Annotated in this window: 22 protein-coding genes; 8 read left to right on the top strand and 14 right to left on the bottom strand. The window is 56.9% G+C overall.

The features are described from left to right. Positions 1–27: 27 nt before the first annotated feature. Positions 28–798 (bottom strand): SDR family oxidoreductase, encoded by a 771-nt coding sequence (locus ACOTX3_RS15570; protein ID WP_013095912.1) that lies wholly within the window; start codon positions 796–798, stop codon positions 28–30. A 28-nt stretch (positions 799–826) separates the two neighbouring features. Then, entirely contained in the window at positions 827–1,450 is a 624-nt protein-coding gene (tesA, locus tag ACOTX3_RS15575) for a multifunctional acyl-CoA thioesterase I/protease I/lysophospholipase L1 (protein ID WP_013095913.1), read from the bottom strand. On the opposite strand from tesA, the gene ybbA reads away from it, so the two are divergent. The 3 genes from ybbA (at position 1,421) to ACOTX3_RS15590 (ending at position 5,846) form a co-directional block, all read left to right on the top strand. After that, positions 1,421–2,107 (top strand): putative ABC transporter ATP-binding protein YbbA, encoded by a 687-nt coding sequence (gene ybbA, locus ACOTX3_RS15580; protein WP_013095914.1) that lies wholly within the window; start codon positions 1,421–1,423, stop codon positions 2,105–2,107. The two genes, tesA and ybbA, sit on opposite strands and share 30 nt — an antisense overlap. Next, positions 2,104–4,518, top strand: a complete 2,415-nt coding sequence (ybbP, locus tag ACOTX3_RS15585) for a putative ABC transporter permease subunit YbbP (RefSeq protein WP_038982818.1) — start codon at positions 2,104–2,106, stop codon at positions 4,516–4,518. Before ybbA ends, ybbP begins: the two co-directional genes overlap by 4 nt. Before the next feature lie 182 nt (positions 4,519–4,700). Then, on the top strand, positions 4,701–5,846 hold the full coding sequence (locus ACOTX3_RS15590; RefSeq protein WP_013095916.1) for a porin: 1,146 nt from the start codon (positions 4,701–4,703) through the stop codon (positions 5,844–5,846). An 83-nt stretch (positions 5,847–5,929) separates the two neighbouring features. On the opposite strand, the gene mnmH is transcribed toward ACOTX3_RS15590, so the two are convergent. From mnmH to ppiB, 7 genes are all read right to left on the bottom strand, one after another. Further along, complete coding sequence (gene mnmH, locus ACOTX3_RS15595) at positions 5,930–7,000, bottom strand: tRNA 2-selenouridine(34) synthase MnmH (protein WP_058678868.1); 1,071 nt, start codon at positions 6,998–7,000, stop codon at positions 5,930–5,932. Positions 7,001–7,095: 95 nt separating this feature from the next. Next, positions 7,096–8,163, bottom strand: a complete 1,068-nt coding sequence (purK, locus tag ACOTX3_RS15600; RefSeq protein WP_013095918.1) for a 5-(carboxyamino)imidazole ribonucleotide synthase — start codon at positions 8,161–8,163, stop codon at positions 7,096–7,098. Then, entirely contained in the window at positions 8,160–8,669 is a 510-nt protein-coding gene (gene purE, locus ACOTX3_RS15605) for a 5-(carboxyamino)imidazole ribonucleotide mutase (protein WP_058678869.1), read from the bottom strand. Before purE ends, purK begins: the two co-directional genes overlap by 4 nt. 160 nt (positions 8,670–8,829) lie before the next feature. After that, positions 8,830–9,015 carry a hypothetical protein gene (locus ACOTX3_RS15610; protein ID WP_020685024.1) on the bottom strand — a complete coding sequence of 62 codons (186 nt, stop codon included), beginning with the start codon at positions 9,013–9,015 and terminating at the stop codon, positions 8,830–8,832. Positions 9,016–9,080: 65 nt separating this feature from the next. After that, positions 9,081–9,290 (bottom strand): YdgH/BhsA/McbA-like domain containing protein, encoded by a 210-nt coding sequence (locus ACOTX3_RS15615; protein WP_045902393.1) that lies wholly within the window; start codon positions 9,288–9,290, stop codon positions 9,081–9,083. A gap of 140 nt (positions 9,291–9,430) precedes the next feature. Next, the gene (gene lpxH, locus ACOTX3_RS15620; protein WP_023620084.1) at positions 9,431–10,153 is read right to left on the bottom strand and encodes a UDP-2,3-diacylglucosamine diphosphatase; all 723 of its coding nucleotides are present in this window, start codon (positions 10,151–10,153) and stop codon (positions 9,431–9,433) included. Between the two features lie 3 nt (positions 10,154–10,156). After that, positions 10,157–10,651: a peptidylprolyl isomerase B gene (gene ppiB, locus ACOTX3_RS15625; RefSeq protein WP_020685026.1), complete on the bottom strand. Its 495-nt coding sequence runs from the start codon at positions 10,649–10,651 to the stop codon at positions 10,157–10,159. Between the two features lie 174 nt (positions 10,652–10,825). On the opposite strand from ppiB, the gene cysS reads away from it, so the two are divergent. Further along, positions 10,826–12,211 carry a cysteine--tRNA ligase gene (gene cysS / locus ACOTX3_RS15630; RefSeq protein WP_058678870.1) on the top strand — a complete coding sequence of 462 codons (1,386 nt, stop codon included), beginning with the start codon at positions 10,826–10,828 and terminating at the stop codon, positions 12,209–12,211. A gap of 87 nt (positions 12,212–12,298) precedes the next feature. Here the strand turns inward: cysS and ACOTX3_RS15635 are convergent, their stop codons facing one another. The 5 genes from ACOTX3_RS15635 to folD all read right to left on the bottom strand — a co-directional run bounded on the left by ACOTX3_RS15635 (position 12,299) and on the right by folD (position 16,810). Next, a complete protein-coding gene (locus ACOTX3_RS15635; protein ID WP_058678871.1) occupies positions 12,299–12,820 on the bottom strand; it encodes a metal-dependent hydrolase in 522 nt (173 codons plus the stop codon). A gap of 74 nt (positions 12,821–12,894) precedes the next feature. Further along, complete coding sequence (gene malI, locus ACOTX3_RS15640; protein WP_020685029.1) at positions 12,895–13,911, bottom strand: Mal regulon transcriptional regulator MalI; 1,017 nt, start codon at positions 13,909–13,911, stop codon at positions 12,895–12,897. A gap of 83 nt (positions 13,912–13,994) precedes the next feature. Further along, complete coding sequence (locus ACOTX3_RS15645) at positions 13,995–15,494, bottom strand: PTS transporter subunit EIIC (protein ID WP_014830936.1); 1,500 nt, start codon at positions 15,492–15,494, stop codon at positions 13,995–13,997. A gap of 235 nt (positions 15,495–15,729) precedes the next feature. Beyond that, the gene (gene ybcJ / locus ACOTX3_RS15650; RefSeq protein ID WP_040021473.1) at positions 15,730–15,942 is read right to left on the bottom strand and encodes a ribosome-associated protein YbcJ; all 213 of its coding nucleotides are present in this window, start codon (positions 15,940–15,942) and stop codon (positions 15,730–15,732) included. Position 15,943: 1 nt separating this feature from the next. Further along, the gene (folD, locus tag ACOTX3_RS15655; protein ID WP_013095929.1) at positions 15,944–16,810 is read right to left on the bottom strand and encodes a bifunctional methylenetetrahydrofolate dehydrogenase/methenyltetrahydrofolate cyclohydrolase FolD; all 867 of its coding nucleotides are present in this window, start codon (positions 16,808–16,810) and stop codon (positions 15,944–15,946) included. A 310-nt stretch (positions 16,811–17,120) separates the two neighbouring features. On the opposite strand from folD, the gene fimA reads away from it, so the two are divergent. From fimA to ACOTX3_RS15675, 4 genes are all read left to right on the top strand, one after another. Then, positions 17,121–17,684 carry a type 1 fimbrial major subunit FimA gene (fimA, locus tag ACOTX3_RS15660; protein ID WP_013095930.1) on the top strand — a complete coding sequence of 188 codons (564 nt, stop codon included), beginning with the start codon at positions 17,121–17,123 and terminating at the stop codon, positions 17,682–17,684. 68 nt (positions 17,685–17,752) lie between these two features. Further along, positions 17,753–18,298: a type 1 fimbrial protein subunit FimI gene (fimI, locus tag ACOTX3_RS15665; RefSeq protein ID WP_013095931.1), complete on the top strand. Its 546-nt coding sequence runs from the start codon at positions 17,753–17,755 to the stop codon at positions 18,296–18,298. A gap of 34 nt (positions 18,299–18,332) precedes the next feature. After that, a complete protein-coding gene (gene fimC, locus ACOTX3_RS15670) occupies positions 18,333–19,025 on the top strand; it encodes a type 1 fimbria chaperone FimC (RefSeq protein ID WP_040021471.1) in 693 nt (230 codons plus the stop codon). 14 nt (positions 19,026–19,039) lie between these two features. Further along, positions 19,040–21,604 (top strand): fimbrial biogenesis usher protein, encoded by a 2,565-nt coding sequence (locus ACOTX3_RS15675; RefSeq protein ID WP_058678872.1) that lies wholly within the window; start codon positions 19,040–19,042, stop codon positions 21,602–21,604. Positions 21,605–21,606 lie beyond the last annotated feature (2 nt).

Here is a 21,606-nt window from a genome sequence, read left to right on the forward strand (position 1 = left end):
CATGGGGGTGAGCGTCGTCGCTTCAACTCAACCGTGTAAAATTTTGTCCATCATCCGGCCCGGCAGCAGACGTTTTAACCAGCCTACGGCATGGGTGACCAGCGTTACCGGATAGCGCATTTTTGGGTTATCGCTCTCAAAAGCATGGCGCACTTTCGCGACAACCGCTTCCGGCCCAAGAGTAAAACGTGCGGCGATGCCGGGGTTTTCGACCGGTTTGTCCGCCTGCGTCTGGTTGACGTTATCCGTAAAACGGGTGCGGATGGGGCCGGGTTCAATCAGGCTCACCTTAATCCCGCTGTGACGCAACTCCATGCGCAGGGCGTCCGACCATGCTTCCAGCGCATATTTGCTGGCGGCATACGCGCCGCGGCCGGGGGTAGAAATCAGCCCCATCACCGAGGAGGTCATCACGATACGCCCTTCACCGTGAGGCAGCATCGCCGGAAGCAGGCGCATGGTGAGCTGATGCACACCGAAAAAGTTGCTGGAAAACTGTTGTTCAAGCTGTTCGCGGGAGATCGTATTCAGCGGGCCATAGAGACCGTAACCGGCATTATTGAACAGACCGTACAGACGGTTGCCGGTAAGGGCGATCACCTCATCTGCGGCGCGTTCAACGCTTTCCGGTGAGTCCAGATCCAGCAACACGCTGGTGAACCCCATCCCGTTGAGGCGTTCCACATCGTCAGGTTTACGGCAGGCCGCCAGCACCTGAAATCCCTGACGCTTTAATTCGAGCGCGCTTTCAAGACCAATTCCGCTGGAACATCCTGTAATTAAGACCGATTTTTGCATAACTTTACCTGTCAGGATCTCCGCTTAATCAGGAGTCATGGTTAACTAAAGGAGCCAGCCGCGTTGCCATCCAGTCGGCAATAAACGGCTGTGCATCGCGATTGGGGTGGATCCCGTCATCCTGCATCCAGTTGGGTTTGAGATAGACCTCTTCCATGAAAAATGGCAGCAGCGGAATATCAAACTCGTTGGCAAGCTTAGGGTAGATCGCGCTAAAGGCTTCATTATACCGACGACCGTAGTTGGCGGGCAGGCGAATTTGCATCAGCAGCGGCTGGGCGTTCGCCGCTTTAATGTCCTTCAGGATGGTGCGCAGGGTTTGTTCCGTTTGCTGAGGCTGGAAGCCACGCAATCCGTCGTTACCGCCCAGCTCCACCAGTACCCATCGCGGTTGATGCTGTTTGAGCAAAGCCGGCAGACGCGACAAGCCCTGTTGCGAGGTATCACCGCTGATGCTGGCGTTGATAACAGACGTTTTGCTCTGCCATTTTTCGTTGAGCAGAGCCGGCCAGGCCGCACTGGCCGCCATACGATAGCCTGCGCTGAGGCTGTCGCCGAGAACCAGTAACGTGTCCGCTGCCGCCGCGCGGAAAGTCATCAGAATCAAAAACAGGAAGGGCAAATGCCAGCGGAAAACATTGTTGAAGTTCATCGTCTTAAGAAGTCCGTCGGTCAGGGGGAACACGAGCTTTCCATCCTCACCGGAGTTGAACTCGTTGTCAAACCTGCCGAAACCATTGCGCTGATTGGCGAATCCGGTTCCGGTAAGTCCACGCTGCTGGCTATTCTGGCCGGACTGGACGACGGCAGCAGCGGCGAGGTTAACCTGGTCGGACAGCCGCTGCATCAGCTTGATGAAGAGGCGCGTGCCGCGCTACGTGCCCGTCACATCGGCTTTGTGTTTCAGTCCTTCATGCTGATCCCCACCCTGAACGCGCTGGAAAATGTTGAGTTGCCCGCGCTGCTGCGCGGAGAAAGCAGCCGTGAAAGCCGCGATCATGCGAAGGCATTGCTGGAACAACTGGGGCTGGGGAAACGCCTTGACCATCTTCCGGCGCAGCTTTCCGGTGGAGAGCAGCAACGCGTGGCGCTGGCCCGCGCATTTAATGGTCGCCCGGAGGTGCTGTTTGCCGATGAACCCACCGGGAACCTGGACCGTAAAACCGGCGATAAGATTGCCGATCTGCTGTTCTCGCTCAACCGGGAACATGGCACCACGCTGATTCTGGTCACGCACGATCCGCAGTTGGCTGCCCGCTGCGATCGCCGCCTGCGGCTGGTCAACGGTGAATTGCAGGAGGAAGCATGATTGCCCGCTGGTTCTGGCGCGAGTGGCGCTCGCCTTCGCTGCTGATCGTCTGGCTGGCGTTAAGCCTGGCGGTGGCCTGCGTGCTGGCGCTGGGCAGCGTCAGCGATCGCATGGAGAAGGGGCTTAGCCAGCAAAGCCGCGAATTTATGGCGGGCGACAGGGCGCTGCAAAGCTCGCGCGCCGTCCCGCCGGGCTGGATCGACGAAGCGCGCAAGCGGGGGCTCAAGGTCGGGGAGCAGATAAGCTTCCAGACCATGACCTTCGCCGGTGACACGCCGCAGCTGGCCAGCGTCAAAGCCGTGGATGATATCTACCCGATGTACGGTGAACTGCAGACCAGCCCGCCAGGCGTCAAGCCGAAACCCGGTACGGTGCTGCTGGCACCGCGACTGATGGCGCTACTGAACCTGAAAACAGGTGACAGCATCGACGTGGGGGACGCGACGCTGACCATTACCGGGGAGGTGGTTCAGGAACCCGATTCCGGCTTCAACCCGTTCCAGCTCGCCCCACGCTTGCTGATGAACACCGCAGACGTGGCGAAAACCAACGCCGTCCAGCCGGGGAGCCGCGTCACCTGGCGCTATAAGTTTGGCGGCACGCCTGCGCAGCTGGAGGCGTATGAAAAATGGCTTCTGCCGCAGTTAAAACCGGAGCACCGCTGGTACGGGCTTGAGCAGGATGAGGGCGCGCTCGGCAAGTCTCTTGAACGCTCTCAGCAGTTTCTGCTGCTCTCGGCACTGTTAACCCTGCTGCTGGCCGTCGCGGCGGTTGCCGTGGCGATGGGACACTACTGCCGCAGCCGTTACGATCTGGTGGCGATCCTCAAAACCCTTGGCGCGGGCAGGGCGCAATTGCGGAGGCTGATTGTCGGCCAGTGGCTGATGGTGCTGGCGCTGTCGGCCGTCACCGGTGGGGCGACAGGTCTGCTGTTTGAAAAGCTGCTGATGATGCTCCTGAAACCGGTACTGCCTGCCGCGCTGCCGCCAGCAAGCCTCTGGCCATGGCTGTGGGCGATTGGCGCGATGACCGTGATTTCATTGCTGGTGGGGTTGCGCCCGTACCGGCTCCTGCTCGCCACCCAGCCGCTGCGCGTGCTGCGCCGCGATGTGGTGGCCAGCGTCTGGCCGCTTAAATACTACCTGCCGGTGATGATAGCCGTGGTGATCGGGCTCCTTGCCTGGCTGATGGGCGGGAGTACCCTGCTGTGGGCCGTGTTGGTTGGGGCGGTGGTTCTGGCGCTGCTGTGTGGCGTGCTGGGCTGGGTATTGCTCACTGTTCTGAAAAGGATGACGATTAAATCCCTTCCCGTGCGGCTGGCGGTGAACCGTCTGCTGCATCAGCCGTGGTCAACGCTGAGCCAGCTTTCGGCGTTTTCGCTCTCGTTTATGCTGCTGGCGCTTTTGCTGGTGCTGCGCGGCGATCTGCTGGATCGCTGGCAACAGCAGCTTCCGCCGGAAAGTCCGAACTATTTTCTGATCAATATTGCTCCAGAACAGGTGACACCACTGAAGGGTTTTCTCTCTGAGCATCACATTATTCCCGAGTCGTTCTATCCGATCGTGCGTGCGCGCCTGACGCAGATCAACGGTCAGTCGACGGAGGGAAATAAAGATGAGTCGCTCAACCGTGAGCTTAATCTGACCTGGCAGGAGAAGCGCCCGGATCACAACCCGATCACCGCCGGAAGCTGGCCGCCAAAGGCCGGGGAAGTGTCGATGGAAGAGGGGCTGGCAAAGCGTCTGAATGTGAAGCTGGGAGATAGCGTGACCTTTACCGGCGACACGCAGGATTTCAGCGCCAGAGTGACCAGCCTGCGCAAAGTGGACTGGGAAAGCCTGCGGCCAAACTTCTTCTTTATCTTCCCTGTCGGGGCACTGGATGGACAGCCGCAGAGCTGGCTCACCAGCTTCCGCTGGGAAAACGGCAACGGCATGTTGACGCAGCTTAACCGGGAATTCCCGACGGTCAGCCTGCTGGACATCGGCGCGATACTGAAACAGGTCGGTCAGGTGCTGGAGCAGGTCAGCCGCGCGCTGGAGGTGATGGTGGTGCTGGTGACGATTTGCGGCGTGCTGTTGCTGCTGGCACAGGTGCAGGTTGGCATGCGTCAGCGTCATCAGGAGCTGGTGGTCTACCGTACGCTGGGAGCCGGCAAGCGTCTGCTGAGGGCTACGCTGTGGAGCGAGTTCGCCCTGCTGGGGCTGGTGGCAGGCCTGGTGGCCGCCATTGGCGCAGAGGCGGCGCTGGCAGTGCTGCAGTCGAAAGTCTTCGACTTCCCGTGGGAGCCAGACTGGCGCCTGTGGCTGACGCTGCCGGTGTGCGGTGCGCTTTTGCTTTCACTTTGCGGCGGCTGGCTCGGAACGCGGCTGTTAAAAGGCAAAGCACTTTTCCGCCAGTTTGTCAGTTAGTTCACAGACGTGATGGTTTCGTACCGGTTTAAATGCTGGTACGCAGCCCGTTAACAGCACAAATCGATAATACCCACTCATTTAGTAGCACAAAACATTAAAAACCCGCCCACACAGCCCGATTATTTCCAGTTAATATTCACACGCTAAATATTTAGCAGCGTGTCTATTAAGGAAAAATAATGACTATAAAAACAACCGCGCTGGCGACAGCTATTGGCGCAGCAGTGGCATTAACCTCCTTCGCATCTCAGGCGGAAATCACGGTTCTTAAGCAAGATCCTCAGGCGGGTAACCCGCTGAGCCGTCTGAACTTTACCGTTGGCGGCAGTATTCGTCCTCAGTTCCAGAACATGACGGGCGACGACGGTAAAAACAGCTACAAACGTAACGGTTTCGACGGCGGCACCCGTTTCCGTTTTGCGGCAGATTACTATCTGTTCGACGACATCAGCTGGATCAGCTACTACGAACTGGGTGTGAATATCCCTGCCCAGTTCAACTGGGATCATCACTATGCCGAGGGTGCCCACGACACCACGCGCCGTATGCTCTACACCGGCCTGAAGAGCGACACCTGGGGTACACTGACCTTCGGTCAACAGAACAGCGTGTACTATGATGTGGTGGGCGTGAAAACCGATATCTGGGACTACGACATGATCGGTCAGGCACCAGGTAACGGTATCAACGGCGACTACGATGGCTCTTATCGTTCACGCAATATGCTGAAATATAAGAAAACCGTTGGCGATGCTGATATCTACGCCTCTTACCTGTTTGAAGACAGCGAATACCTGCCGGGCAACGGTCTGCGCTACAAGCGTAAAGGCGGCGGTTCCCTGGGTATCGATTACCACCTGACCACCGATCTGACCTGGGGCGCGGCATGGAACTACACCCGTGCGGATATGCGTAACCCGGACAACGGCGACAGCAAAACCTATGACCAGAACATCCTCGGTACCGCGCTCAGCTGGACACCGGATAACTGGACCTTCTCTGCTGGCGGCGGCTGGTACCAGAACTTCCTGACCACCAAAAAAGTGTCTGTTAACGACTACTTTGCCGGTGACGCATGGGGTATCGAATACTTCGCAGGGTACAAATTCCCAATCAATCAGTATGCGGTTAAATCCATCCAGCCATACTTCATGGGTGACCGTATCGAGTACGTGAACGGCCGTAACTACCAGCGCATCGACAACGGTGTGGGTATCAGCTTCCAGCTGGACTACGGTTTCCGTGTGGATTACGAACACGTGTTCACCTCCAGCACCGACAACCTGGGCGATATGAACCTGGTGCGTCTGCGTTACGACTTCTAACCCTCACCCTAACCCTCTCCCTGAAAGGGAGAGGGAATTGCACACGTAGGCCGGGTAAGGCGTAGCCGCCACCCGGCTTTCTTTCAGCGATCAAGCCAGTCAGCGACCTCGCCATACGTCCCGCGATACACAATCTTCTCCGCTTTCTTCTCCAGCTGATAGCCGTACATCGGGTCGTAATAATCTCTGAGCAGCGGCGCAAGCCAGCTAAAGTGTGCGTCAGTGCTGCCAGAGCGTTGTTGTTCCAGCAGTGCGGAATCTAACAGCGCGGTGAATTCCGCATAACGCTGCAGCCCCAGACGGCGGCGAATGGCGAACAGACCGTGGTGCAGGTACTCGCTATACTCCTTCCAGCCTGCCTCTTCGCCGTAGGCGGCAGAAAAATCGGCCCACATATGGTCGAAATACTCTTCGCGCAGGCGCTCAAGACGAATGTCAAACGGATCCTCTACCACCACGATAGGGGCTTCGGCCATCCGGTCGCGCAGGCATTCCGGCAGATGGTTAGAGCCAATCATCCTGCCCTCATCCTCCAGCACCCAACGTGCGGCATCTTTTTTCAACAGCTCGACGGCCAGATGATTTTCAAAGCTTGCCTGGGAATGCTGTGGCGTCAGCGTGCGGCCAAACGACGAGCCGCGATGGTGCGCCAGCCCTTCCAGATCGATCCCCTGCGCGTGCTGCTTCACCAGCAACGTTTTACCGTTTCCGGTACAGCCGCCGATAAGCACCATCGGTTTTTGTGACTGCTCAATGGTGGCCTGAATCGCCGTCTGACGCAGGGCTTTATAGCCGCCGCGGATCAGCGGGTAATCCACGCCCGCCTCTTTCAGCCAGGCCTGCGTGATATGCGAGCGCTGTCCGCCGCGCGCGCAGCAGATAAAGCCCTCAGGACGGGCAAGACAGGCTTCGCGCCAGGCGTTGATCCGGGCCTCCCGCGTGTCGCCGTTCACCAGACTATGGCCGAGCGCCAGCGCAGCGTCGGGCCCCTGGCGTTTGTAGCAGGTCCCTACGGCGGCGCGTTCGTCGTCGTTCATTAAAGGCAGGTTGATTGCCGCAGGCATCGCACCCTGCGCAAATTCGATCGGCGCGCGAACGTCAATCAAAGGGGTATCGGACGCGAGTATCGCGCGATAATCCGTTCCATCGTTCATGGTTATTCCAGAAATCAAAACAGCAATGGAGGGGGATTTTACGCGCGTGAGGAGAGGCCGGGGAAGGGGAAGATCAACTCCCCGGCAATTATCGCTTATTTGAGCTTTGATTGCGCCCAGACAATCCCGCTTGCGTATTCCGGCGGCAGGAGAGGGATCATCGCTTCCAGGGTAGCGCTCAGGCGGCCTGCGTCGCTGTCGTTCAGGTTCAGGTGACCCACTTTACGCCCCGGACGAACCTCTTTGTCGTACCAGTGCAGGTGCACCAGCGGCAGCTTCAGCCAGTCGTAGTTCAGATCGGTACCGATCAGGTTGATCATCACTGAAGGGCTATTAACCACCGGCTGCGGTAGCGGCAGGTCAGTAATGGCGCGCAGGTGCAGCTCAAACTGGCTGATTGATGCGCCGTTTTGCGTCCAGTGACCGCTGTTGTGAACGCGCGGTGCCAGTTCGTTGATCAGCAGACCAGACGGCGTTACAAAACACTCCATCGCCATCACGCCCACATAACCCAGTTCATGCATAATGGCCGAGAGCATCTCTTCCGCCTGGGCCTGCTGTTCAGCATTGGCCTGCGGGAAGGCGACGCTGGTGCGTAAGATCCCGTCCTGATGCAGGTTATGGGTCAGAGGATAAAATACGGTACGCCCGTCGTGGCCGCGAGCGCCAACCAGCGACACTTCACCGCTGAAATTGATGCCCTGCTCAACGATGCACTCTCCGTAGCACTCTTCCGGCAGTTCGGCGGTTTCGTGCGCGCGCAAACGCCACTGTCCGCGGCCGTCATAACCGCCGACGCGACGCTTTACAATCGCCAGTTCGCCCAGCATAGCGAAGACATCGTTCCACTCGCTTTTATCAGACAGCAACTGCCACGGCGCGGTCGCCAGTCCGAGCTTGTCGAACAGCTGTTTTTGCGTCAGACGGTCAGCAATGATTGGGAACACGTCGCGGTTCACAAAAGCGTTATGGCGCGCCAGTTCACGGGTCAGCGCGGTTTCCGGCCAGCGTTCAATCTCAGCGGTAATGACGCTCTGGTGGAACGGCACGGCTTCGGGTTCGGCATCCAGACCGACCGGCCAGACGGCAATACCCAGCGGTTCACCGGCCTGGCGCAGCATGCGGCCTAACTGACCGTTACCGAGGACGCAAACCTGCTTCATGCCGCACCCCGCGGGTCCGGGTTGTCCAGCACTTCGTCGGTCTGGGCTTTACGCCAGTCCGCCAGACGCTGAAGTAAGGCTTTATCGTGCGTCGCCAGGATCTGCGCTGCCAGCAGAGCCGCGTTTGCCGCGCCCGCTTTGCCGATGGCCAGCGTACCCACAGGAATACCACGCGGCATCTGCACGATGGAGTAAAGGCTGTCGACACCGCTCAGTGCGGCGCTCTGCACCGGAACACCCAGTACCGGCACCAGCGTTTTGGCGGCAATCATGCCCGGCAGATGAGCTGCACCACCCGCACCGGCAATGATCACCTCGTAACCATTCTTTTGCGCGCTTTCGGCAAAGCTGAACAGTTTATCCGGCGTGCGGTGTGCGGAAACCACTTCAACGTGGTGAGGAACATTCAGGATTTCAAAGATTTCGGCGGCGAACTGCATGGTAGCCCAGTCGCTTTTGGACCCCATCACGATGGCGACACGCGCCGGATTATTGCGGGAAGACATGCGTCTTAAAACTCCTGTGGTGCGAAACACACTGCTTTCGAGGGCACAGAGAATAGCATGTAATACGGGCAAGGAAAACGGTTGCGCGGTTAAAAACCGAGCCGTTGTGGTGCGCGGGAATAACAAAACAGACCGCATTCAGGCGGTCTGTTTTGAGAGGTTACTGAAGATCCCCTGCGGTCAGGTTCTCTTTGTCGAATGCGTGGCTGACATCAATATGATTCACCATGCTGGTGTCGATATTCGAGCCGGCTTCCGGTACACAGAAGCCATTCTCTGCTGCTATCGCGCCAGCGGACAGTCCAGCGGCCAGCAGCAGGGCACTTACGATGCTGATTTTTTTCATTCTCTTTCCTTTCTCATCGTCTTGTCGCTGTCGCGGATCTACTGGCGGCACGGCAAACGGCGATCTTATTTAGTCAGTTCTGCAGTCATGTGCACGCGGTTATTGAACTGTGCGCTGGTGATTTTGTAAGACGCGCCCTGTTCAGCAGCCTGAGCGGCAATTTTCGCTTCTGCACGATCCAGGGTTGAGGCTGTCGCGCTAATGCTTTGTGCGAAAGAACCGAAAGAGATCAGAGACAGAGCGGCAACTGCAACGAAAGTTTTGATGGATTTCATGGTCGTAATCCTTAAGTGTTTTGTTTGGGATAGGGCGTGTTGCCCTGATGTGATAAATGATAGGCCGACCACGGGCTGATTAAAATCGAAACAATTTGCCGATATCGTTCAAAAAAATAGAATGAATTTTGCGGGAGAAATTAAAACGGGAAAGCGATCAGTTCCACACCTTCAGGCGTGACTTTCACCATCGATCCTTCGCTGTGCCACGCGCCCAGTACCACACGGTGAGCCGGTTCGCCGTTGGCGACCAACGTATGCACGTCGGGACGGTGGGTATGACCGTGGATCAACCACTGGACGTGGTGTTTCTCCATCATGTTGACCACTGCCTGCGGGTTGACGTCCATGATGGTCATCGACTTGCTGCTGTTGGCGGCTTTACTGCCCGCGCGCATTCTGGCGGCGATACGGTTCCGGATAAACAGCGGCAGGGCAAGGAACACCTTTTGGATCCACGGGGTGTGGACCTTCGCGCGAAACGCCTGATAGCCGGTATCGTCCGTACAGAGCGTGTCACCGTGCATGATCAGGACTTTTCGTCCATAGAGGTCAAGCACCTGTTCTTCTGGCAGCAGCGTCATGCCGCTTTCGCGGGCGTAGCGAGGGCCGACCAGAAAATCGCGGTTGCCGTGAATGAAGTAGCAGGGAACGCCGGAGGTGACCAGCGCGTGAATGGCGGCAGCCATTTCACGGTGCAGCGGGTTGGGGTCGTCGTCGCCGATCCAGGCTTCAAACAGGTCGCCAAGGATGTAAAGCGCGTCGGCGTGTCTGGCTTCACCCGCTAAAAAACGCAGAAAACCGGCGGTGATCGCCGGTTCTTCTGTTTGCAGGTGCAAATCTGCAATAAAGAGTGTCGCCACGAATTACTCGCTGACGGTCACGCTGGTAATCACAACGTCTTCTTTTGGAACGTCCTGATGCATGCCGCTGCGGCCGGTGGAAACGGCTTTGATCTTGTCGACCACGTCCATGCCTTCAACCACTTCTGCGAATACGCAGTAGCCCCAACCCTGCAGGCTTTCGCCGGAGAAGTTCAGGAAGTCGTTGTCAGCCACGTTGATGAAGAACTGCGCGGTGGCAGAGTGAGGTGCCTGAGTACGCGCCATCGCCAGCGTGCCGCGGGTGTTTTTCAGGCCGTTATTGGCTTCGTTTTTGATCGCTTCTTTTGTTTCTTTCTGCTTCATACCCGGTTCAAAACCGCCGCCCTGGATCATAAAGCCGTTGATCACACGGTGGAAAATGGTGTTGTTGTAGAAACCTTCGCGGCAGTAGTCCAGGAAGTTTTTAACTGTTTCAGGCGCTTTGTCATCAAAGGTTTTGATTACGATATCGCCATGATTAGTGTGGAAAGTAACCATTTTTGCATCCTGTTCCGTTATTGTGGTACGTCGACCCGCGTTCGGGTCAGATATAGGGGCCTGTTATAGCATAACCACAGGATGCGATCACCTTGCATTGTGTGCTGCTTCGGGTTTGAATTACGGGTAGAATACCCGGTTTTCGTCCACACACGTGTTTACATGGAATCTTCGATGTTAAAAATCTTTAATACAATGACGCGCCAGAAAGAGGAATTTAAACCTATCCATGCCGGGGAAGTCGGCATGTACGTGTGTGGTATTACGGTTTACGATCTCTGTCATATCGGCCATGGTCGTACCTTTGTCGCATTCGATGTCGTGTCGCGTTACCTGCGTTTCCTCGGGTATAACCTGAAGTACGTGCGTAACATCACCGATATTGACGACAAAATCATCAAGCGCGCTAATGAAAATGGCGAAAGCTTTGTCGCGCTGGTGGATCGTATGATCGTTGAGATGCACAAGGATTTTGACGCGTTAAACATTTTGCGCCCGGACAGCGAGCCGCGTGCGACCCACCATATTCACGAAATTATCGAGATCACGGAAAAGCTGATCGAACGCGGCCACGCATACGTTGCGGACAATGGCGACGTGATGTTCTCAGTGCCAACCGATCCTACCTACGGCTCGCTTTCCCGTCAGGATCTTGACCAACTGCAGGCTGGCGCCCGCGTTGACGTGGTTGACGTGAAGCGTAACCCAATGGACTTCGTGCTGTGGAAGATGTCCAAAGAGGGCGAACCAAGCTGGCCATCTCCATGGGGAGAAGGGCGTCCGGGCTGGCACATTGAGTGCTCGGCGATGAACTGCAAACAGCTGGGCAAACATTTTGACATTCACGGTGGCGGTTCAGACCTCATGTTCCCGCACCACGAAAACGAAATCGCGCAGTCCACCTGTGCGCACGGCGGCGAGTATGTGAACTACTGGATGCACTCCGGGATGGTGATGGTTGACCGCGAGAAGATGTCTAAATCGCTGGGCAACTTCTTCACCGTGCGTGACGTGCTGAAGTATTACGATGCGGAAACCGTGCGTTACTTTTTGATGTCGGGCCACTACCGCAGCCAGCTGAACTACAGTGAAGAGAACCTGAAACAGGCACGCTCTGCGCTGGAGCGTCTGTACACTGCGTTGCGCGGTACCGACAAGTCCGTGGAGGCCGCGGGCGGCGAGGCGTTTGAGGCCCGCTTTGTTGAGGTGATGAACGATGATTTCAACACCCCGGAAGCCTACTCGGTGCTGTTCGATATGGCGCGTGAAGTCAACCGCCTGAAGTCAGAAGATATGGCGGCGGCGAATGCTCTGGCTGCTCACCTGCGTAAACTCTCTTCCGTGCTTGGCCTGCTGGAGCAGGAGCCGGATGCTTTCCTGCAAAGCGGTGCGCAGGCGGATGACGGCGAAGTGGCAGAGATTGAAGCGCTGATTAACGCGCGTCTCGAAGCCCGTAAGGCGAAAGACTGGGCGGCAGCGGATGCGGCGCGCAATCGCCTGACCGAGATGGGGATCATCCTGGAAGATGGCCCACAGGGGACCACCTGGCGCCGTAAGTAAGTCCGCAACGCCCGGTGGCGCTTCGCTTACCGGGCCTACAAAAGCACGACCGTAGGCCGGGTAAGGCGTAGCCGCCACCCGGCTTTTTTACCTCCGTCGCCACCACAACAACCCCATCAGCACCACTCCCGGCAGCCACACCCACAGCAGTTCAGAGATAATCACCTGATGCCCGTACGGCGTGGTATAGCGCGACAGGGCAAACGGGGCGACCTTAATCACCTGCCACGGCGCAAAGAAGCGTTCATCTGACCACGGCCACAGCCAGCCGACGCCCTTGCCGCCGGTGGTGACGGAATCGAGCAGGCTGTGCGACAGCAGCGACACGGTTAAAAACAGCCAGCAGTGCGTCAAACTTGCCCTGAACCATCGTCGCCCGACCAGTACGCAGAGTATCGGCACCACGAAGGCAAACAGCAGTGAATGGGTAAAGCCGCGATGGCCGAAAACATTGCCGTAAGCAACGCCGAACTTAAACGCCAGCACGTCGGCATCGGGCAGCATCGCGAGCACGACACCGGCGAAAAGCAGGCGGGGAGGAATAACCCGGGTTCCCAGGCCTAAGCCCAGGCAAAGCGGAACAGCAGCGTGAGTGATAACGGTAGGCATCGTAATTTTCCGTGACAAATCATGGGAATATAGCAGCGATTTCGCTGAAACTGACCTGTGCTAAATTCCGATTTTTACGCCGATTCCCGCGCGATAAGCTGGCCGGAGAGGGTAATGCGCTGCGTCTGCAGCTCTGGCTCTTTCAGCTTACGGATGATAAGACCCGCCGCCTGGCGGCCTGTCTCGTCACTGGCAGAGGAGACATAGGTAAACGACGGCGAGGTCAGGTTGACGTGCAGCATATCTTCAAAGCCCACCAGCGCGACCTGCTGCGTCAGAAATACATCTTTTCCCACGGTGCGGCCCACCTGATGAATGCCGCTAATGCAGCCGATCATCGCATCCGGTGAATGGCAGAGCAGGGCGGTAATGGTGTTGTTTTTCTCAAGCAGCTGGCGGGTCGCCATTGCGGCGGCTTGAGTGTCATCGCTGCAGGCCGGGGAGCTTTCATCGCGCCACACCAGCCCGTTCTGGGTCATTGCGCTGCGAAATCCGAGCAGGCGCTGCTCGCGAATAAGGCAGCCTTCCCGTCCGCCAATGTAGGCGATGTTGCGGTGCCCGCGCTCGATAAGATAGCGCGCGGCCAGGTTTGCCGCCTGGCGGTTATCGCGCATCACCAGGTTGCATTTTTCATCCAGCAGAGACTGCGAGACCACCACCAGCGGCAGCGGGCACTGGCGGATCTGCTCCGGCAGGGTTGAGGAGCGCGTATCCGACGCGAGATAGATCACGCCCGCCACGCCCTGTTGCTTAAAGGAGAGCAGGGTGCGCTCTAAATGCTCCCGATCGTTCAGCGGCTGGCCGAGAAAAACCATATAGCCCTGCTTCTCCAGCTCCTGGACGATACTCGCCATGACTTTGATGGAAAAGCTGTCGCTAAAATCACGCAGGATCAGGCCGATCAGGTTGGAGGTGTTGGCGCGAAGGTTAGCAGCGGCAACGTTATGAACATAGCCCAGCGTCGTGATGGCGGCATTGACCTTCTCGATCGTTGCTTCGGAGATTTTCCCTTTCTGGCGCAGCACCAGCGATACGGTAGAGACCGACACACCCGCGTGCTTTGCGACATCAATGATGCTGACTTTCTTCAAAACCGCTCCCTGAAATTTACCGATTATCAGCCAGATACGACACGTCTCTCAGCCTACAGGAGACGTGTCGTTCCGGCATCTTATTATTTGCCAATCATGGTGGACATGGTCTGGGCGATAAACTGTGCTCTCGCACCGAAAATCACCTGAATTCCGTTATCACCCACGAAGACCACGCCGCGTGCGCCGAGTCCGTTCAGGCCATCTTTGTCCACCGCATCACTTTTTGCCACTTCCAGGCGCAGACGGGTGATACAGGAGCCAACGGAGTCGATGTTGTGCGCACCGCCCAGCAGGGTAATGATTTCGGTGGCGAGTTCAGAATCGGATTTATCATCCGCGCTGGCGGTCACTTCGGTACGGCCCGGCGTTTTCACGTCAAAGCGACGGATCACGAAACGGAAGGTGAAGTAATAAATCAGGCCCATCGGAATACCAATGATAATGGCATTGAGGAAGTTGGTCTGATAGCCGTTGAATGACGGCAGGATCCCGAACGACAGATAATCGATAAAGCCTGCCGAGAACGACTTGGCGATATGGGCGTGCAGCAGATACATGGTCATGTACGCCAGGCCCGCCATAATGGCGTTAAAGACGTAGAGGATCGGCGCGACGAAGATGAAAGTGAACTCCACCGGCTCGGTGATCCCCGTCAGGAAGCAGGTGAGTGCCGCAGAGAACAGAATACCGGCCGCGATTTTTTTATTTTTGGTATGCGCTTCATGATACATCGCCAGACACGCCGCAGGCAGGGCAAACAGCATCAGCGGGAATTCACCCTGCATGAACTTACCGGCGTTCTGGTAGGTGTCGCTGCTGAAGGATTTCACCCCTTCTTCCAGCATCTTGAACCAGATGGTCTGGTCGCCGTGGATCACCTGGCCCGCCTGAGTGGTGTAATCACCAAATGAATACCAGAAAGAGGGATACCAGATATGGTGCAGACCGAGCGGGATGAGGGCGCGTTCGACCAGACCGAAGATAAAGGTTGAGGCGGCCTGATTATCGCCGTTCACCACCACGGAGAGCGCGTCGATGCCTGCCTGAATGTGTTGCCAGACGTAGGGCAGCAGCAGACCGAGCAGGAACGAGAGAAACGCCGTGGCAATCGCCACAAAGCGTTTGCCGGAGAAGAAGCCAAGGAACTCCGGCAGCTGCATGGTGTGGAAACGGTTATAGCACCACGCCGCCAGAATACCGCAGATAAGCCCGCCAAAGACGCCCATCTGCAGCGTCGGGATGCCGACCACCATAGCGTATTTGCCGCCCTGAGAGGCCATTTCCGGCGTAATGCTCAGCACGGTACTGATGGTGATATTGGTAACAAACACCGAGACGGCGGCAGACAGTGCGGCAATGCCGGATTCCGATGCCAGACCCACTGCGGAGCCAATGGCAAACAGCATGGGCAGGTTATCAAAGATAACCCCACCCGCGTTCATCATCAGCGGCAGGTGAAACTTATCGCCAAAGGCCAGCAGCAGGCCCGCAGCGGGAAGCAGTGAAATTGGCAGCATTAAGGCGCGACCAATCATCGATAACTTAGACAGCGATTTAACAAACCCTGATATCAGACTCATGCTGATTTCCCCCGAGAAGCGCTTTTTTTGGCGCTGTTATTGTAAGTAGAACGTTTTAGTAGAACGTTCTACTTATCGTGGGCAAAGCGTGAAAAACGCGCAACACAATTTTCACTTTTCAACAGATGAAATAGTGATTATTTGAAGTTGATCGATAATTAACCGTGATAGGTGTGCGGGGATTGTTATCCCCTCTCCCGGCCGGGAGAGGGTTAGGGTGAGGGCATCAGACGGCTCAGGCCGTAACGGTCACGCTCTGGCCGTCAAAGCTGACGGTCTGACCGGCAACAATCTTGCAGCGCTTACGCGTTTCTACCACGCCGTCGACGAAAACCAGCCCGTCGGCAATGACAATCTTGGCCTGCGCACCGCTCTCGCTCCAGCCTTCCAGCTTCAGCAGATCGCACAGCTCAACGTGTGGATGTTTACCTAATGAAAATGTCGCCATGTTACGCGTCCTCTACGTCGTGATACTCCTCGCATGCCTGCAAGGTATTCTGAATCAGGGTTGCTACGGTCATCGGGCCTACGCCGCCCGGTACCGGGGTGATGTAAGAGGCACGCGCTGCGGCATCTTCATAAACCACGTCGCCAACCACTTTGCCGTTTTCCAGACGGTTAATCCCGACGTCCACGACAATCGCCCCTTCCTTAATCCATTCCCCGGGAATGAAGCCCGGCTTACCGACCGCGACGATCAGCAGATCGGCATTCTCGACGTGATGACGCAGGTTTTTGGTGAAGCGGTGGGTCACGGTGGTGGTGCAACCGGCCAGCAGCAGCTCCATGCTCATCGGACGGCCCACGATGTTGGAGGCGCCAATCACTACGGCGTTCAGACCGTAGGTGTCGATGTTATAACGCTCAAGCAGCGTCACGATGCCGCGCGGGGTGCAGGGACGCAGGCGCGGCGCGCGCTGGCACAGACGGCCAACGTTATACGGGTGGAAACCGTCCACGTCTTTATCCGGCGCGATACGCTCCAGTACCTTCACGTTGTCGATGCCTGCCGGCAGCGGCAGCTGGACCAGAATACCGTCGATCTCTTTATCGGCATTCAGGGTGTCAATAAGTTCCAGCAGTTCTGCTTCGGTGGTGGTTTCCGGCAAATCGTAAGAGCGGGAGACGAACCCCACCTCTTCACACGCTTTGCGTTTGCTGCCGACATAAATCTGCGATGCCGGGTTGCTACCAACCAGCACAACGGCAAGCCCTGGTGCGCGAAAACCAGCCGCTTTACGCGCCTTCACTTTTTCCGCGACCTCAGAGCGCACCTGCTGCGCAATCGTTTTACCGTCAATAATCTTTGCTGCCATCAGAGAGAAGATTCCGTCTGTAACGTTTGAAAGGGGGGATGGCCTGTATTTTGTCAGAAGCGAGCGCCGCTGTCAGTCACCCTTTGCGAGTTTTCCTCCGGCGGGCGTAAAGACCCTTCTCGGGTGATGGTCAATTTCTTAGGCGGGATTAGGATGTGACCTGGTAAAATGGCAGCGTTTTGACATATTTAAAAATAGTTTCCTGAGCTACTTTGTCTTCTCCGAAATAAGCTTTCAATTTTTCAATTGAACGTATTTCTTATTCCCGAAAATTCGCGGGAAGGGTTATTTACATTTTAAAGGAATAGACATGAAACTCAGCAACATTGCTTCTACTGTTATTGCTTCACTGGCCCTGGTCGCGGGTGCCGCTCACGCTGCCGATCCGGTTACGCCAGTTTCCGTAAATGGCGGTACCGTGCATTTTAAAGGTGAACTGGTTAATGCTGCATGTTCAGTAAATACCGATTCTTCCGAGCAGACTGTTAATCTCGGTCAGTACCGTACCGCGAAATTCACCAAAGTGGGTGATACCACCACCAATATTCCATTCACCATCGAACTGAACGATTGCGATCCGCTGGTGGCGAAAACGGCTGCTGTGGCGTTCACCGGTCAGATCGACGCAACTGACAAAACCCTGCTGGCAGTGACTTCCGGTAGCAACGACAACACCGCGAAAGGTGTTGGTATCGAGATCCTCGACAGCAAATCCAGCGTTCTGACCCCAGACGGTGCCACCTTCTCTGCTGCGCAGAACCTGATTCAGGGCACCAACACCCTGAACTTCAGCGCGCGTTATAAAGCCACTGCTGCGACCACTGAACCAGGCCAGGCAAACGCTGACGCCACTTTCGTTATGAAATACGAATAATTCCTCCGTACAGGGATGTTTTGGCCTCAGGGATGAGGCCCGTCATACGATCAGGCCAGGAACGAAGGATGACAAGGACAGGAACACTACTGCTGTTAACCCTTGCGATGGCTTCCCAGGCATTCGCCCATACGGTGGTGATTGACGGCGGCAAAGTACACCTCCGGGGTGAACTGGTGAACGGTGGCTGCGCCGTGGCGCCAGACAGCCAGAATATGCGCATCGATATGGGACAATACCGGACCAACTCGTTTTCCGGGGTGGGCAGTTTTTCCACCGTTAATGTGCCTTTTACCGTGCGGCTGCTGGATTGCAGCGTGGATGTCTCACGCACCGTCGGGATCCAGTTCCAGGGCATCACGCCCGCGGAAGACCCGCAGGTTTTTCTGGCGACATCGCGCCCCGGTGAAACACCCATCAGCAGTGGGGTGGGGCTGGCACTCTTTGACGAACAGCAGCGTCAGATTATCCCCAACGCCACGGCGGTCAGCTGGCTGCCCATTGATACCCGCGAGCTTGCGTTTCATTTTAGCGCCCGATATCGGGCTATTTCCGAACACCTTGTGCCAGGCAATATTCAGTCGGATGTCTGGTTTACGTTGATTTATCCATAACACCTGCGAACACATTATTAAAGGTACGGTTTTGATGAATACCCTAATTAAACCAGGACTGATTTTATCGTTTATTTTAATGATGGTTTCTGCAAGCGCGAATGCGTCCGGCGGTATTGCACTTGGAGCCACGCGCGTTATTTATCCGGCAGATGCTAAACAAACTTCACTGGCGATCACCAACAGTAACAAGCAAGAACGCTATTTAATTAACGCGTGGATCGAAAACGCAAACGGGCAAAAAGAAAAAACCTTTGCCGTCACGCCACCCCTGTTTGTCAGCGAGCCGGACAGCGAAAACACGCTGCGCATTATTTACGCCGGGCCTGCTTTGCCTGCCGATCGTGAATCGCTGTTTTACATGAACGTGAAAGCGATCCCGTCAGTGAACAAAGCCAAAACCGAAAACAACAACGTGCTGCAACTGGCCATCCTGTCGCGTATCAAGCTGTTTGTGCGTCCGAATAACCTGGCAATGCAGCCGGAAGAGGCGCTCTCTCAGCTGCGCTTTGAGCGCGTTGGCTCGCATCTGAAGATCAGCAACGCCTCACCGTATTACATCACGCTGGTCAATCTGAAGCTGGGCGGTCAGAAGCTGGATAACATCATGATTGCGCCAAAAAATTCGGCACAGCAGGCGCTGCCGGCTGGTGCGGGCGGTACGCTCTCCTGGCAGAGCGTCAATGACTACGGTGCCATTACTCCGGCGCGTAGCGTCAACCTGTGAGCAGAGTCAGGGCGATGAATAATCATCAATGGCGTTACTGCCCGGTTGCACTGGCGCTGATGGCAACGCTCTGGCCGCAGTCGGGCTGGAGCGAAAGCTACTTTAACCCGGCCTTTTTGTCCGATGATACCGCCAGCGTGGCGGATTTATCGCGTTTTGAACAAGGTCACCAGCAGGCACCCGGCGTGTATCGCGTGGATATCTGGCGTAACGATGAGTTTATCGCGACCCAGGACGTGCGCTTTGAGCAGGCCGACGATACGCCACCGGTGGCGGGCGGACTGGCGCCGTGCATCACACGTAAAATGCTGGAACGGTTTGGCGTTAACCTCGCCGCGTTTCCCGAGCTGGTAAAGGTGCAGGACGACACCTGTGTCCCGCTGGCGACAGCGATCCCCGGCAGCCTGGTCGCATTTAACTTCGCCTCGCAGCGTCTGAATATCAGCCTGCCGCAGGTGGCGATGCAGAACAGCGCCCGTGGCTATATCCCGCCTGAACAGTGGGATGAAGGGATCCCCGCCGCGCTGTTGAACTACAGCTTTACCGGCAACCGGGGAAGCGAGGATGACAGCTACTATCTGAACCTGCAGAGCGGGCTGAACTATGGCGCCTGGCGTTTACGCAATAACGGCGCCTGGCGTTATACGCAAAACAATGGTCAGCGGCACAGTAACTGGCAGAACATTGGCACCTGGGCGCAGCGCACCGTCATTCCGCTCAAAAGCGAGCTGGTGCTGGGCGACAGCAGTACCGGCAATGATGTCTTTGACAGCGTCGGTTTCCGCGGGGGGCGGCTTTTCTCGTCCGACAGCATGTACCCGGACAGCCTGCAGGGCTACGCGCCAACCGTGCGCGGTATCGCCCGTACCCCGGCCAAAGTGGTTGTTCGCCAGAACGGCTATGTTATCTACCAGAGCTATGTCCAGCCTGGCGCGTTTGCCATTACCGATCTGAACCCTACCTCTTCAAGCGGCGATCTGGAAGTGACCGTAGAAGAGAAGGACGGCAGCCAGCAACGCTATACCGTGCCGTACTCCACCGTGCCGCTGTTGCAGCGTGAAGGTCGCTGGAAGTATGACCTCGTGGCCGGGGATTACCGCAGCGGTAACAGCGATCAGGACACGCCGTTCTTCACCCAGGGCACGCTGATTACCGGTCTGGCCAATGGTTACACGCTCTACGGCGGTACGCAGCTGGCGTCGCGCTATACCGCGGTGGCCATTGGCGCCGGGAAAAACCTCGGTGACTGGGGGGCGGTGTCGGTCGATATCACCCATGCCCGCAGCCAGCTGGCGGACGACAGCCGCCATGAAGGCCAGTCCCTGCGTTTCCTGTATGCAAAATCACTCAACGGATTCGGCACCAACTTCCAGCTGCTGGGCTATCGCTACTCCACGAAAGGGTTTTACACCCTGGATGATGTGGCCTGGCGTTCGATGGAAGGCTATCAGTATGCCGACAGCAAGGATGATGACGGCGTGCCGGACGTGCAGAGCTATCACAACCTGACGTGGAATAAAAAAGGGCGCTTCCAGCTCAATATCTCTCAGTCGCTGGGTGATTACGGCTCAGTCTATGTCTCCGGCAGCGAGCAGACCTACTGGGGCACCAGCCAGTCGAACCTGTGGTATCAGCTCGGCTATGCCGGGGGGGTAAAAGGGATCAACTACTCCCTGTCATGGTCGTGGAACAAGTCCGTCGGGATAGAGGGCACGGACCGGATCGCGTCCTTTAACGTCTCGGTGCCGTTCAGCCTCTTTACCCGTCAGGGATATCGCCGGGACAGCGCCATCGATCGCGCTTACGCCACGGCCTCAGCCAGCCGCAACAGCGACGGTGATACCAGCTGGCAAACCGGGGTCAGCGGCACCCTGCTGGAAGATCGCAACCTGAACTACAGCGTTACGCAGGGGCACACCAGCACCAACGGCTCAAGCGGTAGCGCCAGCGCAAACTGGCAGGCGACCTACGGCACGCTGGGGGTGGGCTACAACTACGCGCGTGATCAGCACGATCTCAACTGGCAGCTCTCCGGTGGGGTGGTGGGCCATGCCGACGGCGTCACCTTCAGCCAGCCGCTGGGCGACACTAACGTCCTGATCAAAGCGCCGGGAGCCTCGGGCGTCAGCGTGGAAAACCAGACCGGGGTGAAAACCGACTGGCGAGGCTACGCGGTCATGCCGTATGCCACCGTCTACCGCTATAACCGCGTGGCGCTGGATACCAACTCCATGAGTAACAACACCGACATCGAAAATAACGTCAGCAGCGTAGTACCGACCAAAGGTGCGCTGGTGCGTGCCAGCTTCGATACCCGTATCGGCGTACGTGCCCTGCTGACCGTGACCCGCGGCAACCAGCCTGTGCCGTTTGGTGCCGTGGTTCGTGAAACCCAGAGCGGGGTCACCAGTATGGTGGGCGATGACGGGCAGATTTACCTGAGCGGGCTGCCGCTGGAAGGGGAGCTGCTTATTCAGTGGGGCAATGGGATGCAGTCCCAGTGTCGTGCGCACTATCGTTTATCGCCTGAAAGCCAAAACCAGGCCATTACCATGGCGGGGGCAAGCTGTGACCGTTAACA

This window comes from Enterobacter cloacae complex sp. IR5384 (genome assembly GCF_049237265.1).
In the GTDB taxonomy this organism is placed as follows: Bacteria; Pseudomonadota; Gammaproteobacteria; order Enterobacterales; family Enterobacteriaceae; genus Enterobacter; species Enterobacter cloacae.

Bases quoted from the DNA above. Each gene is read 5' to 3' on its own strand.
- purK (WP_013095918.1), bottom strand. From the start codon at position 8,163: ATGAAGCAGGTTTGCGTCCTCGGTAACGGTCAGTTAGGCCGCATGCTG.
- fimC (WP_040021471.1), top strand. From the start codon at position 18,333: ATGAATACCCTAATTAAACCAGGACTGATTTTATCGTTTATTTTAATG.
- cysS (WP_058678870.1), top strand. From the start codon at position 10,826: ATGTTAAAAATCTTTAATACAATGACGCGCCAGAAAGAGGAATTTAAA.
- fimI (WP_013095931.1), top strand. From the start codon at position 17,753: ATGACAAGGACAGGAACACTACTGCTGTTAACCCTTGCGATGGCTTCC.
- ACOTX3_RS15635 (WP_058678871.1), bottom strand. From the start codon at position 12,820: ATGCCTACCGTTATCACTCACGCTGCTGTTCCGCTTTGCCTGGGCTTA.
- ACOTX3_RS15590 (WP_013095916.1), top strand. From the start codon at position 4,701: ATGACTATAAAAACAACCGCGCTGGCGACAGCTATTGGCGCAGCAGTG.
- ACOTX3_RS15645 (WP_014830936.1), bottom strand. From the start codon at position 15,494: ATGAGTCTGATATCAGGGTTTGTTAAATCGCTGTCTAAGTTATCGATG.
- ACOTX3_RS15610 (WP_020685024.1), bottom strand. From the start codon at position 9,015: ATGAAAAAAATCAGCATCGTAAGTGCCCTGCTGCTGGCCGCTGGACTG.
- ACOTX3_RS15615 (WP_045902393.1), bottom strand. From the start codon at position 9,290: ATGAAATCCATCAAAACTTTCGTTGCAGTTGCCGCTCTGTCTCTGATC.
- tesA (WP_013095913.1), bottom strand. From the start codon at position 1,450: ATGAACTTCAACAATGTTTTCCGCTGGCATTTGCCCTTCCTGTTTTTG.
- ybcJ (WP_040021473.1), bottom strand. From the start codon at position 15,942: ATGGCGACATTTTCATTAGGTAAACATCCACACGTTGAGCTGTGCGAT.
- ACOTX3_RS15675 (WP_058678872.1), top strand. From the start codon at position 19,040: ATGAATAATCATCAATGGCGTTACTGCCCGGTTGCACTGGCGCTGATG.
- ppiB (WP_020685026.1), bottom strand. From the start codon at position 10,651: ATGGTTACTTTCCACACTAATCATGGCGATATCGTAATCAAAACCTTT.
- folD (WP_013095929.1), bottom strand. From the start codon at position 16,810: ATGGCAGCAAAGATTATTGACGGTAAAACGATTGCGCAGCAGGTGCGC.
- ybbA (WP_013095914.1), top strand. From the start codon at position 1,421: ATGCCAGCGGAAAACATTGTTGAAGTTCATCGTCTTAAGAAGTCCGTC.
- ybbP (WP_038982818.1), top strand. From the start codon at position 2,104: ATGATTGCCCGCTGGTTCTGGCGCGAGTGGCGCTCGCCTTCGCTGCTG.
- mnmH (WP_058678868.1), bottom strand. From the start codon at position 7,000: ATGAACGATGGAACGGATTATCGCGCGATACTCGCGTCCGATACCCCT.
- purE (WP_058678869.1), bottom strand. From the start codon at position 8,669: ATGTCTTCCCGCAATAATCCGGCGCGTGTCGCCATCGTGATGGGGTCC.
- ACOTX3_RS15570 (WP_013095912.1), bottom strand. From the start codon at position 798: ATGCAAAAATCGGTCTTAATTACAGGATGTTCCAGCGGAATTGGTCTT.
- fimA (WP_013095930.1), top strand. From the start codon at position 17,121: ATGAAACTCAGCAACATTGCTTCTACTGTTATTGCTTCACTGGCCCTG.